Annotated in this window: 12 protein-coding genes; 4 read left to right on the forward strand and 8 right to left on the reverse strand. The window is 36.1% G+C overall.

Translation table 11 applies throughout. The features are described 5' to 3' along the window. Window positions 1–24: 24 nt before the first annotated feature. Complete coding sequence (locus A6M55_RS04465; protein ID WP_197491660.1) at window positions 25–327, reverse strand: helix-turn-helix domain-containing protein; 303 nt, start codon at window positions 325–327, stop codon at window positions 25–27. Between the two features lie 445 nt (window positions 328–772). Between A6M55_RS04465 and A6M55_RS04470 the strand changes: the two genes are divergently transcribed. Continuing rightward, complete coding sequence (locus A6M55_RS04470; protein WP_064196668.1) at window positions 773–1,381, forward strand: porin family protein; 609 nt, start codon at window positions 773–775, stop codon at window positions 1,379–1,381. A 93-nt stretch (window positions 1,382–1,474) separates the two neighbouring features. On the opposite strand, the gene A6M55_RS04475 is transcribed toward A6M55_RS04470, so the two are convergent. The 4 genes from A6M55_RS04475 to A6M55_RS04490 form a co-directional block, all read right to left on the reverse strand. After that, window positions 1,475–2,149 carry a carbonic anhydrase gene (locus tag A6M55_RS04475; protein WP_064196669.1) on the reverse strand — a complete coding sequence of 225 codons (675 nt, stop codon included), beginning with the start codon at window positions 2,147–2,149 and terminating at the stop codon, window positions 1,475–1,477. Further along, entirely contained in the window at window positions 2,115–3,695 is a 1,581-nt protein-coding gene (locus A6M55_RS04480) for a SulP family inorganic anion transporter (protein WP_064196670.1), read from the reverse strand. Before A6M55_RS04480 ends, A6M55_RS04475 begins: the two co-directional genes overlap by 35 nt. Before the next feature lie 158 nt (window positions 3,696–3,853). Beyond that, window positions 3,854–4,141, reverse strand: a complete 288-nt coding sequence (locus tag A6M55_RS04485; protein ID WP_064196671.1) for a hypothetical protein — start codon at window positions 4,139–4,141, stop codon at window positions 3,854–3,856. Window positions 4,142–4,322: 181 nt separating this feature from the next. Next, a complete protein-coding gene (locus A6M55_RS04490; RefSeq protein ID WP_064196672.1) occupies window positions 4,323–5,459 on the reverse strand; it encodes an FAD-binding oxidoreductase in 1,137 nt (378 codons plus the stop codon). A gap of 88 nt (window positions 5,460–5,547) precedes the next feature. Between A6M55_RS04490 and A6M55_RS04495 the strand changes: the two genes are divergently transcribed. The 3 genes from A6M55_RS04495 to A6M55_RS04505 all read left to right on the forward strand — a co-directional run bounded on the left by A6M55_RS04495 (window position 5,548) and on the right by A6M55_RS04505 (window position 10,430). Beyond that, window positions 5,548–6,765: a THUMP-like domain-containing protein gene (locus A6M55_RS04495; RefSeq protein WP_064196673.1), complete on the forward strand. Its 1,218-nt coding sequence runs from the start codon at window positions 5,548–5,550 to the stop codon at window positions 6,763–6,765. A 71-nt stretch (window positions 6,766–6,836) separates the two neighbouring features. Then, complete coding sequence (locus A6M55_RS04500) at window positions 6,837–7,511, forward strand: hypothetical protein (RefSeq protein ID WP_064196674.1); 675 nt, start codon at window positions 6,837–6,839, stop codon at window positions 7,509–7,511. 276 nt (window positions 7,512–7,787) lie between these two features. Further along, entirely contained in the window at window positions 7,788–10,430 is a 2,643-nt protein-coding gene (locus A6M55_RS04505) for an MGH1-like glycoside hydrolase domain-containing protein (RefSeq protein ID WP_064196675.1), read from the forward strand. Between the two features lie 289 nt (window positions 10,431–10,719). On the opposite strand, the gene A6M55_RS04510 is transcribed toward A6M55_RS04505, so the two are convergent. The 3 genes from A6M55_RS04510 to A6M55_RS04520 all read right to left on the reverse strand — a co-directional run bounded on the left by A6M55_RS04510 (window position 10,720) and on the right by A6M55_RS04520 (window position 13,209). Further along, entirely contained in the window at window positions 10,720–11,400 is a 681-nt protein-coding gene (locus A6M55_RS04510) for a response regulator transcription factor (RefSeq protein WP_064196676.1), read from the reverse strand. A 101-nt stretch (window positions 11,401–11,501) separates the two neighbouring features. Next, window positions 11,502–11,723, reverse strand: a complete 222-nt coding sequence (locus A6M55_RS04515) for a hypothetical protein (RefSeq protein ID WP_064196677.1) — start codon at window positions 11,721–11,723, stop codon at window positions 11,502–11,504. Between the two features lie 112 nt (window positions 11,724–11,835). Further along, window positions 11,836–13,209, reverse strand: a complete 1,374-nt coding sequence (locus A6M55_RS04520; protein ID WP_064196678.1) for a HAMP domain-containing sensor histidine kinase — start codon at window positions 13,207–13,209, stop codon at window positions 11,836–11,838. Between the last annotated feature and the right edge of the window lie 119 nt (window positions 13,210–13,328).

Consider the following 13,328-nt stretch of genomic DNA (forward strand, 5'->3'; position numbering starts at 1 on the left):
TAAGTATCTTTCAACAAAATCTATTTATTTCTTGAATCTCTCCCATTTGATAAGCATAAACTTATCGCCCAACTCAGTTACTACCATCCCTGCTCCTTTTAGGTTATCTCGATTGGCATAAAATTCGGCTAACTCCTTATGGTTCATCACTTTATATGTCGGATGATAGAGTGTTTGTTTAGGTATCTTTACTTGATATTTTTTCACCCAATTCATCACAGAAACGTGACTTACACCCAATAAACGCTCGATTTCTCGATAACTTACCCCTTCAATGTATAATTGAAGGGCTTTGATTACATAATAACTTTCAATGCTTTTTCCCATCTTTTCGACAGTGAAATTATAGCCACAATCTTTACACTTAAAGCGTTGACGCTCTTTAATTATACCATTTCGTGAGATATTGTTTGAATCACATTGGGGGCAATTAGGTAGGCTCATAGTATCTATATATTTTTAGCAAAGATATACTTTATTAGCAAATATAGATTATTTCAAGATTTTATTTCACTTTATTTTCAAAAAAATATTTTTATCTGTTGCAATTTTATTCATTTTGAAATTGTAGAAAAGTTTTTTTCAATTCTCGATTATCTCTCTTTCGGGCTTTATGTTGATATTTTTCCTCAAACTTCCCCACTTTCTCATTTGTAGCTATCAGAATGCGTATGGTACATAATTTTTAGGTTTTCAAATGTCTCTCAATATCTAAAGATGCTTAACAGTAGCTTGATTTTGAAGAGTTATTCTAAACAAAATCTTATATAAAATGACAAAAAAAATTGTTTTTGCACTCGCTGTAATTTTAATGAATGTAAAGCTTGTTTCAGCTCAAACATTATCAGTAGGCCCAATGGTAGGTGTAAACGTTTCAACAATTGTAGATGACCCTACGAGTAAATATCTTCCAGGCTTAAATCTTGGCGGATTCTTAAATTATAGTATTGACAGTAACTGGGGTTTATCGGCAAAATTACTTTATTCACAACTCGGTGATAAGAGCAAAACTGTTGATAATCACACAAGATTGCACTATATCCAAGTACCTGTAACAGGAGTTTATTATTTTGGAGCCCCTGGAAACAAGTTCAGACCTAAATTATTCGCTGGACTTTACGCAGGGGCTTTGCTACAAGCTAATAACGCCGATGGCGATATTATTATACAACCTGATGGACAAAAAGCATATAACAATCTTGATTTTGGCGGCTTGGCTGGTTTAGGTTTCAATTACCGACTAAAATCTCGTACTTGGTTAAATGTTGATGCTGGTTTTAATAGAGGCTTTGCAGACATCACAAAAACGTCTAACACAACTTATAATAACTTAGAATTCAACTTAAATGTAGGTGTAAGTTTCCCAATTTCAGAGAAATAATTACTTACTAACTAAATTCATACAATTTAAGCCACACAGTAAATAAAGAAGGCCATCTATCGTACAATAGATGGCCTTCACTTTTGGAATAATTTATGGCTTCATTGTTTCTGCTAAAACACCTTCAGGTTGCTTTACTTCATAACGATAAACTGGTTCAATCGAATCCAAATCATCTGGTAAAATCTCCATTATGGTCTTCATGAGCCCTGTTTTCAAATCAAGAACCCAACCATGTAGGTGCGGATAATCGCCTACTGCCCACGCTTTTTGTACGATTGTTGTTTTAGCTAAATTACGTACTTGCTCAGTTACGTTTAGCTCAACCAATCTATCAAACCTTGCTTGAAAATCTTCGATTTTGCTTAGTTCTTCGTGGTGCTTAACGTTTACATCTTTAATGTTTCTGAGCCACTTATTGATGAGACCGTAGTCTTTATTGTCCATTGAGGCTTTTACTCCCCCACAATTATAATGACCAACCACCAAAATATGCTTTACTTTAAGTACTTCAACCGCATATTGTAGAACACTTAACATATTTATATCGGTATGTACAACCAGATTGGCAACGTTACGATGTACGAAAATATCACCTGGTTGAGTGCCTGTCACTTGGTCGGCAGGCACACGGCTATCCGCACAACCAATCCATAAGAATTCTGGGTTTTGATGTGAAGCCAGTTCTTCAAAGTAGTCTTCATCCACACGTAATTTTTCGGCTGCCCAAGCTTTATTCGCCAGTAAGAGTTTTTGATACGATTGCATTGCTTTTTCTATAGTTTATTTTTTTTCTTGAAATTCCTTTAAATTCTACTGTTATATTCCGGTTTATAACTTCTTTCTGAAATTCTTCTAAGGTCAAAAATATATCGTGGTCAATGAAAGATGCTTTTGCACCATCAACAAAAAGATAATCGCCTTCTTGAAGTGAAAGCAGTTTTTGCTTTAATTCTGACTTATTAAAATAGAAAATATCTTTATTGAATTGAATCAAAACATTTTTTCCGTCACGCATAAACGACATTGAGCCTTTATAGTTGGTATATAGAATATAAAGCATTGCTACAAAAACCCCAATGCCAATGCCTTTTAATAAATCGGTAAATACAACTGCAATTACAGTTACCAAAAATGGCACAAATTGGTCTTGTCCTTCCTTGAAAACATCCTTAAAAATGGCAGGTTTCGCTAATTTATAACCGACCATGATCAATACAATAGCCAGTGAAGCCAATGGAATTTGGTTCAGAACATTTGGCATGGCAAGTGTACAGACCAATAAAATTAGACCATGAAAAATGGTTGCTAAGTTTGTTTTTCCGCCCGCCTGAATATTGGCCGAACTTCTAACGATTACCTGTGTAAGTGGAATCCCACCCAAGAAACCCGACACAATATTTCCAGCACCTTGTGCCAATAACTCACGATTGGTTGGGGTAATTCTTGAATCTGGGTCAAGTTTGTCAGTAGCTTCTACGCTTAGAAGCGTTTCGAGGCTCGCAATAATAGCAATTACTACCGCAATTTTCCATACCACAGGATTGGTAATGGCCGAAAAATTAGGCATTTGGAAGAGATTCACAAAGTCGCCTACAGAACTTGTTACAGGCAATGACACTAAATGACTACTTTCGAGATGAAAGAAAGAAGGCAATACAGTAAGACCATTATTGAGAATAATACCAGCAATTACTGCCATCAAAGCTCCTGGAATCATCCCCAACACTGCATTACGGCGGATAAATGGTTGTTCCCACAAAATCATAATTGCTAACGAAATCAAGCCAATAACTAAAGCACCTTCATTAAACAACTCAGAGACTCTCGCTAATTCAGAGAATGTATTTTGACCATCATTTTGAAAGAAACTTTCATCGCCTTCATAGTCTAAATCAATTCCCATTGCGTGAGGTATTTGTTTTAAAATAATGATAATACCGATAGCGGTAAGCATTCCTTTAATAACTGATGATGGAAAGTAGTAGCCAATGACACCTGCTTTTACGGCTCCTAAAATTATTTGGATAAAACCAGCTAAAACAACAGCCAGTAAAAATGAATCATAAGCACCAATTTCGGTAATAGCGTTTAAAACGATAACTGTTAAACCCGCAGCAGGACCACTGACTCCGAGCTGAGAGCCACTCAATGCTCCCACTACAATTCCGCCTACAACTCCAGCAATAACGCCCGCTATCAACGGAGCTCCTGAGGCCAAAGCAACGCCTAAACAGAGCGGCAGTGCGACCAAAAAGACTACTAAACCAGCGGAAATATCCGATTTAATGTACTTGAAATTAAAGTTTTTCATAATATAAATTAAAAAGACATGCAAATATCTTAAAACAGCAAACGGTATGAAATCGAGATTATGGGAAAAACTGAAAAACAAACGTATTAGCCATTAAAGGCAGCATTTACTGTCAATTTTGGGGTAAAATGTATTGATTAAAAGAGAGAGAAAAGAGTTTATCTTTTCGGAGGAGGAGAATCTATGACCCGAAATGGATTTGTGATGTTTGTAGAAGCTTCATCACATGCGATGTTCTCTGTCAGGATATGACTAATAATAAATTGAAAATATAAACTTTCAATGAGATATTTTTCGATTGAAACTTCTTTTGAAGTATCCTCAGTCTCATTATTATCTTCAATATCTTGTACTTCAACTTTATGCTTGCAATCAGAAAAACACTCCCGTACAGTCGAAAACTCGACCATCATTAAGAGTATTAATACTAAGATTCGCTGGAGCATCAATAAGTTATTTTTATGAAAATAATAAGTATTGTTAATGCAAAAGTAATAATTAAACCTTAATACCCTATAAATGATTCCAAGAATTCTACTGTTAAGTATTTATTATCGACAAAGAAGCTTTTTTGGAGTGAAAAATTTCATCAAGGCCTTTGAATCCAAGAATAAGCATTCTCCATTTTTAATTATCAATTATTTCTATAATTTCTTTCGCCAAATTTTCTGATAAAGTCGGAGCCAAAGCCACACCCATTCCGTTCATTCTGACACTTAATGAAATTTGTGGGTTTAAACACTTACTAACAGGCGTTTTGGTTTCATCAAAAGCCATGATTCCGCTCCAACGCTGGTCAATTTTTATGTTTTTGTGTTTCGGGATAATATTTTCGTAAAGAAGTTGTTCAAGACGATTCTGCACTAAATCGGTTAAGGCAAATTCATCGGTGTTTTCAGACTGAAAATCTAAATTTCGTCCACCTCCAAACAAAACCCTATTTTGATAATTTCTGAAATAATAATAGCCTTTATCGAAATGAAAAGTTCCTCGCCAGTTAAGTCCCTCAATGGGTTCAGTTATCAAAACCTGTCCACGTCCAGCGTATAAATCAACTTCGGGCAAAAGCTGTTTTGTGAAAGCATTAGTTGTATTACTCAAATGCTTAGCTTCAAAAACCAAACCATTTTCGGCGTAAATTTTCACGCTATCTCCTTCATTTTCAAATCTTTGCACTTTAACACCATTAAACAAGCGTACTTTCATCGCTTGCACAGTTTCAGTCATCGCACTGATGAGTTTGCCACTGTGAATTGAACCTTCAACTGTATTTTTGATGGCATACTCAAAACCCGAAAAACCTGCGTTTTGAATAATATTTTCGTCAACAAAAAAATGGTAGTCGTTTCCTACAATACTTTTTATAGATTGATTTAGGGCATTTAACTGCTCTTTTGTGTCTTCAAAAATTAATTTATCACTGAATAACTCAATACCTCCGCAATCGTCGTACTCAATCTCCGAACCGAAATATCGGCTAATCATCTTGATTCCTTCATAACGTTTTTCGGCCCAAAACATCGCTTGGTCAAGCCCCATAACTTCGATATTTTCGAGCAGTTCGGTTGGGCTTCCAAAACACGAAAAACCGGCATTTTTTGTACTCGCACCCGTCGGCAAAACTCCAGCTTCGAGTATAGCAATTTCGATTTTTGGTTGATTTTTTTTCAAAAAATAAGCCAACCAAAGCCCCGAAAAACCTGCTCCAACTACAATGACATCATATTTTTTCAAAAAAACATCCTTTTCCCAAAAACTAAGCATAATATTGTGGTTTCTAATTGAGCAAAATTAGAATTAAGAAAGGAGAATCATGAATGATGAATGAAATTAATTTCATTTGCCCATAATAATGTTAGAAAAACTACAACAAGCCAGCCAAATTGCCCAGCAAATTCAAGAAACTGAGATTCAGAAATACATTTTAAAGAATCCTCAAAAATTAGATGCCGAAATGTTGCGTTTGGTGGCAGACCAATGGCTTGCTCGACAAAAAGCCAAGCACAAATTACCATCTTGGTTTGCTAACGAGAAAGTTATTTTTCCACCTCCGCTTTCTGTCGAACAGGCTTCTTCTGAGATTACAGCCAGTTATAAAGCCGAGATTTTTGCAAGAAATTTCGGAAACGAAAAATGTGCCGACCTTACAGGCGGTATGGGGCTTGATAGTTGGGCTTTAGCAAAAGTAACCGATTCTGTTACATATATTGAACAAAATACCACTCTATCACTCGTAGCAAAGTATAATTTTGAGGTTTTAGCACAAAACAACATTGAAGTATTGAACGAAAATTCAGTACTATTTACCCAATCAACAGCTGGCGGCGTTCCGCATCAACTAATAACTAATTTCTACATCGACCCACACCGCCGAGATGATGCAAAAAATAAAGTTTTCAAGATAGAAGACTGTGAACCTAACCTATTAGAAATCAAGCATTTATTACCCAATTTTATGGTAAAATTTTCACCTATGCTTGATATAAAACTGGCCATCGAACAAATTCAAAACATTACAGAGGTTCATATAGTAGCTATTGAAAATGAGGTAAAAGAATTACTTTTTGTGAGTAAAAAGCCAAATACTTCAACAATAAATAATATAGTCATTCATTGTATCAACTTTGCCTCGAATAATGTACAACAAGTTTTCGAGTTTGACTTTGAATCGGAAGAAAAAAGCACTGTAAAATATTCAAAACCAAGTACTTATATCTACGAACCCAATGCTACAATTCTGAAAGCCGGTGCTTTTAAGAGCATTGCCACACACTTTAATTTGGCCAAAATTGCACCTAATAGTCATTTATACACTTCTGAAAGTTTGGTTGAAAACTTTGTAGGTCGGAGTTTTATTTGTGAAGCCGTTTGTAAATTTGATAGGAAAGAAATACTATCACAACTACCAAGCCCCAAGGCCAACATCAGCACCCGCAACTTTCCGATGAAGCCCGAAGAAATAAAAAAGAAATTGGGTTTGCAAGATGGCGGCGAATACTATTTATTTGCTACGGAAAGCTCTGAAAAACAAAAGATTGTGTTGATTTGCAGAAAAATTGGTCAGGCATGATTTTTTTGATTTAAAACACGTTACAATTTTCCATTCACAGCGTCATAAACAGACAATTAAAAAATATTATTATGAGAAAAGTACTTTTGACAGGCATTTTGTTAGTAGCCAGCGTGGCAAGTTTTGCACAAACGATTTTGAGTGGCTCTGAGGTTTTCGGCAAAGACCGTAAAGAAGGATTTTATATGACGCTCAATATTGAGAAAAAATTTATTGAGAAAGAATGGTCGCTTTTTATTTCAAAATATGGTGGTGTAGCACAAAGCCGAGAAACTTTCAATATTGCGGCTGCAAATATTTCAGAAGTATCACCTGACCCGATTAATCTAATGAGCAAAATTATCTCTGACCAAAAAGTAAAAACTAAGGTTTTTGCTTCGTTTGACTTAGGCGGCGGAAATATGGTTTCTGACAATAACAAAGAATTTAAAGGTGTAGAAAAAATCCTAAAAGATTTTTATGCTTTTGCAATGCAAAACGAAGATGTCAGATTGGCTGAGCGTGACGCCGAAGAATCTCAGAAAAACCTCGACCGAGTAAATAAAACAGGAGACCGAATTGCCCGTGACATCGAAAAAAATAAGCGAGAAAAAGAAAAACTTTTAAAGGAAATCGAAGAAAACAGAGTAGAACTCGAAAAACTTTTGAAAGACCAAACAAGCAATAAGCAAGACCAAGAAAATGCCCGCATTGCTCTCGAAGAAAAACAAAAAGCAGCAAGCGTAGTAAAAACTCGCATTAAGTAAGTAGCATAAATCTATGTCTATTTGAGCCACTCGATTAGCTTCGAGCGGCTCTTTTTATTTTCACAGAATTTAATATCATTATTTCAATAACTTTTATTACTATTATAAGCGATTCATTAATTCAACTTTCATCGTTTATTATTTTTCATATTTTTGCGAATAACCTGTTTACAACTTTAACCAAAATTATATTGAGCTTATTATCAGGCGAAATAGATTGATTGGAGTTAAGCAAAATACTTATAACCTAAACCTTTTAGATTAGATATTACGAGTATGACCGAGATAAAAGAAAAGATTCGCCTTAGCGAAAGGAAAGACAATAAGGGATGGAAAAAATGGGGACCTTACTTATCGGAAAGACAGTGGGGAACGGTGCGTGAAGATTATAGTGTATATGGAAATGCTTGGGACTACGTACCGCATGATATGGCTCGTTCTCGTGCTTATCGTTGGGGGGAAGATGGTATCGGTGGAATTTCTGACAATAAACAACATATCTGTTTTGCGGTTTCATTTTGGAATCATAAAGACAAAATCATCAAAGAACGCCTTTTCGGGCTTGCTGGCTCAGAAGGAAATCATGGCGAAGATGTAAAAGAACTTTACTATTACCTTGATAGCACACCTACTCACTCTTATATGAAGATGCTTTACAAGTATCCTCAAAATGAGTTCCCCTACCGCCAAATTGTTGAGGAAAATCAAAAACGTAACCGCCAACACACGGAATTTGAAATTGAACAAACAGGAGTGTTTGACAATAATGAATATTTCGATATTTTTATTGAGTACGCCAAAGCTGACGAAAACGACATCTTGATAAAAATTACGGCACATAATCGTAATAAAAAAGCCGCAATTCTGACGATGCTTCCTACACTTTGGTTTAGAAATACTTGGAGTTGGGGCTACGAAGCATATAAGAAAAGTCCAATGATGACTGGCATTGCCAACAATCAAATTGAAGTTTCGCATCAGCTTTTGGGCAAATACAAACTATATGTTGAAGGTGCAGACGAACTCGTTTTTTGCGAAAATGAAACCAATATGGAGCGTATTTTCGGGAAACCTAATACCGCCATGTTCGTAAAGGATGGAATCAGCAATTATGTATTGACAGGCAAGCCAACAACGATAAATCCAAACAAAATAGGCACGAAGGCATCGGCACGCTACACTAAAAAGATTGAAGGCGGTGAAAGCCAAACTATAAGGCTTCGATTCAGTCAAAACTCACAAAACCACAAGGCATTTATTGATTTCGATGAAATTTTTGATTTGAGAATCAAAGAAGCCAATGAATTTTACGACCATATTCAGCAAGATATAAAGTCAGAAGAGCAACGCAACATTCAGCGACAAGCATTTGCTGGAATGATGTGGAATAAGCAATTCTACTACTATAATATCAACGAATGGCTCAAAGGTGACCCAAAAATGCCTTTTGAGTTTAAAGGAAGGGCTTTTCCAAGAAATAATACTTGGAAACACGCCTACATGGCCAATATTTTGTCGATGCCCGATAAGTGGGAATATCCGTGGTTTGCGGCATGGGATTTAGCTTTTCATACGCTCACACTCGCCCGCATTGATTCCGATTTTGCGAAACGGCAATTGGCGGTTGTGCTTCGAGAATATTACATGCACCCCAACGGACAAATTCCTGCTTATGAATGGAATTTTTCTGATGTAAACCCGCCCGTACACGCTTGGGCAACTTGGAAAGTATATGAAATTGACAAGAAAAACAATAATGGTGTAGGCGATTTAGCTTTCTTAGAAAAAATCTTCCATAAATTACTTATCAACTTCACGTGGTGGGTCAATCAGAAAGATGAGGAAGGAAACAATATCTTTGGCGGTGGATTCTTGGGGCTTGACAACATTGGCGTCTTTGACAGAAATGCACAGATTCCAGGCGTAAAACTCGAACAAGCTGACGCAACGGGTTGGATGGCCATGTACACACTCAATATGCTACGTATTGCGTGCGAGATTTCGATTGAAAAACCTGTATATCAAGATATGGCATCAAAATTCTTTGAGCATTTCTTGCATATTGCTGCCGCTATCAATAAGCCAATCAGAGGTAATGATTTAGGTTTGTGGGACGAGGCAGACCAGTTTTATTATGATAAACTTCACGCACCAAATGGCGAAACCATCTTTATGAAGATTCGCTCTTATGTGGGCTTAATTCCACTTTTTGCAGTTGAAGTGATTGATGAAGAAATGCTTTCAAAATTACCTGATTTCAAACGTCGTTTGGAATGGGTATTGACCAATCGACCAGATTTGGCAGCATTGATTTCTCGTTGGAATGAACCTGGTAAAGGTGAAACCCATCTACTTTCATTGCTACGTGGCCACCGTATGAAGATGGTTATCAAGCGAATGTTTGATGAAGCGGAATTTTTATCTGATTATGGTATTCGTTCACTATCAAAATCTCATAAAGATACGCCTTACCAGTTTAATCTTCACGGCGAAATTATGAGTGTAAAATATACGCCAGCTGAATCTGACTTAAGTATTATGGGAGGAAATTCAAACTGGCGTGGGCCAATTTGGTTTCCGATTAACTTCTTGCTAATCGACTCATTATTAAAGTTTTATGGATACTATGGCGACGATTTTGAAGTAGAATACCCAACAAATTCTGGAAATGTGATGTCAATCAAAGAAGCCGCTCTTTTAGTAGCCGAACGTTTGATTAATATTTTTGAGGTAAATGCCGAAAATCGCAGACCTAATACAGGCGATTTCGAGAAATTTGATGCCGACCCGCATTTCAAAGATTTGCATCTTTTCTATGAATATTTCAATGGTGATACGGGTGAAGGACTCGGTGCTTCTCATCAATGCGGCTGGACTGGCTTGGTAGCTGACTTGATTCAATATACAAATGAAAAGTAGCTTTTGGTATAAAAGTCTCTGATTAAAAATCAAGTTTTAATCAGAGAACTAAAACCCTAACTAAACCTATACTGGAGAATTAAAACCTTGTCATAAAAAAGCTCTGGTTAATTAGAAACCAGAGCTTTAAAACCTAAAATTCCTTTATGAAAATTCACTATTACTGTTTCTTGACATAAAAATAGATACATTACCTTGATGGTATCTAAAAATTAAATTAAATAGTGATTAAATTTAATTTTTCGTCTCAAAAACTTTGTAATAATCACATTATCAGTACCTTAAAAAATCATTCTCTTAGTATATATCCCATACCAACAATTGTATGAATGAGTTTTGGGCTAAAATCTTTGTCCACTTTTTTTCTTAGAAAATTAATATACGTATCAATCGTATTGCTGGAAGGGTCAAGGTCGATATCCCATATTTTTTCAGCAATATCTACTCTCGAAAGCACCCTATTCTGATTAATCATGAGGTATTCGAGCAAGGCATATTCCTTGGCAGTTAATTGTATATTTTTTCCAGCTCTACTAACGATGCGGGCGGTCAAATCAAGTTCTAAATCGGCTACTTTCATACTATTCCGTTTTACTTGGTGCTGTACTAAAGCACTCCTGCGATGCAAGGCATTTAGCCGCATAAGTAATTCCTGAAACTGAAAGGGTTTGACCAAGAAATCATCAATTCCTGCATCAAAACCAGATGCTTTGTCGTTGAGTGTTCCCATAGCCGTCAGCATCAGAATCGGAGTATTCTGATGCTCGTTTCTAATTGATTGCGTTACGTCATAACCGTTCATTTTTGGCATATTTACATCCATAATTATGACGTCATATTCATTTTCAAAAGCCATTTTTAGGCCTATTTCACCGTCTTTTGCAATCTCTACCAAATGTGCGTGTTCTTCAAGGCCACGTTTTATAAATTCAGCTAATCGAAGTTCGTCCTCTACTATCAGTATCTTCATAACTTAAAAAAATAAAGCAAGGTACGTGCTACATACCTTGCTCGGGGTTTTGTGAGCTAATAACAAAGTTAATCAACAAAAAACTTATTCGTGTGTTTGCTTTATTTCTTTTGTTGCTTTGCGGCTGCATGGCGAGCATTGTTTTCTTCTTTTTGGGAAGCCTTATGCTCTTTCTTCACTTCCATAGCAGCTTGATGTTTCGTGATACGGTCTTCTTTTTTAGCAAGTTTTGCTGCTTTTTTCGAGGTTTCGGGAGTAGTTTGTGCAAATGCGGTTGTGGCGAAAATGGCTACCATTACTGCCAACAAAATGTTCTTTTTCATACCTTGCAAAATTTTAGATTGTCATAGACCAAAGCACTGTTTGGTTTCTGATTCAAAGGTATTTGATGATACTAAAAAGAATTTCAAACCCAAATTAAAACGCTGTTAAAGTTCAATAGATAGTTTTTGAGGGAAACTCAACCGTAAATATCGAGCCAAAGCCTTCTTCAGATTGAACCGTGATTGTGCCAGAATGAATCTCTACAATTCGCTGTGTAAGTGGTAGGCCGATTCCATGCCCTGATATTTCTTTTGTTTTTTCGGTTCGATAAAATGCCTCAAAAATATGTTCAGTTTCTTGTTTTGACATTCCTACACCTTTGTCGATAAAATCTATTTTGACTTTATTATTATTAAATGAAATCTTGGTTTCTACCCGATTATCGCTGCTGTATTTACAGGCATTTTCCATTAAATTTCTAAAAACTAACACTAATAGTTCGGCATTTCCGCTCACTATCATTGACTCATCATTTTCGGGAATTTCATGGAACTCGATTGAAATATGATAATCAGGTTGGTTCTTTTTTACTAAATCGGAAGCCGCCCAAAGCACATCATCAACTCTAAGTTCGACAAACGGTACAGACTGAGAATCGGCATTCATGCGAGCCAATTCAAGCAAGCTATTTACCAAACTTATCATGTTATTAATATCAACTTGAAAATTCTCAACGGTTTGCTTATATTCTTCCACACTTCGTTCTTTCATAAGGGTTACTTGAGCGTTTCCGAGCAGAATTGATAAAGGTGTACGCAGTTCGTGTGTTACGTAAGAAACAAAATTTCGTTGTTGTTTGTAAGCATAATCAAGACGGTCGAGCAAATCGTTGAAAGTATGTGCCATTTGGCCAATTTCGTTATCTAAATTAGATTCTGGAATACGAGATTGAAGATTTTTACTCGAAATTTTCTTCATACGTTTGGCAATTTGTCCAATCGGATACAGGTCTTTACGAATATAAAAACGAGTGATGAGCGTGATGAGTGTGATGAGTAGCCCTGAACTGATAATTAAAATATACAAGAGGTTTCGTTGTTTATTAAACCCCGACAAATCGTAGCCAGCGGCTTCTATGATTAGCAATTGCTTATTTTTATTATTTCGGCTTAAAAACAAAGTTCGCTCGTAGCCATCTTTTTTAAATTCTATTTCGTGCTTAAAAAGTTCTTTTCGTATATTATCGGTTAGATGAGTAACGGCATACCTCGATTTGAAAATTACAGCCCCCGTTGAGTCATAAATGATGAATTGCTCTTGGGTATAGATATTTTCTTTCATATCATCTAAAGTCTGAACATCTTCGCCGCTCAGACCTTTATCAATAATCATTTTTTCTAAGGTAATGGCGTTGTTTTTGAGATAAAGATAAAACTCGTTTTCTCGGAAATTACTGTAAAAAAGATAAATATTGGCCGAAAATATTATGAGGGCAACACTCAAAATGGACGGAATTCGGATGGTTTGTTTATCAACAATTTTCATAAGAATGCTTTATGAATCAAATCAAGCGATACTGTTTCGCAGTGATAGGCTACAAAGTAAAGAAACTTAGCTGCCTTTTACAATAACCACCAAAAACACTGAGAAAAAACACTAAGTCC

It is taken from the genome of Emticicia sp. MM, from assembly GCF_001649495.1.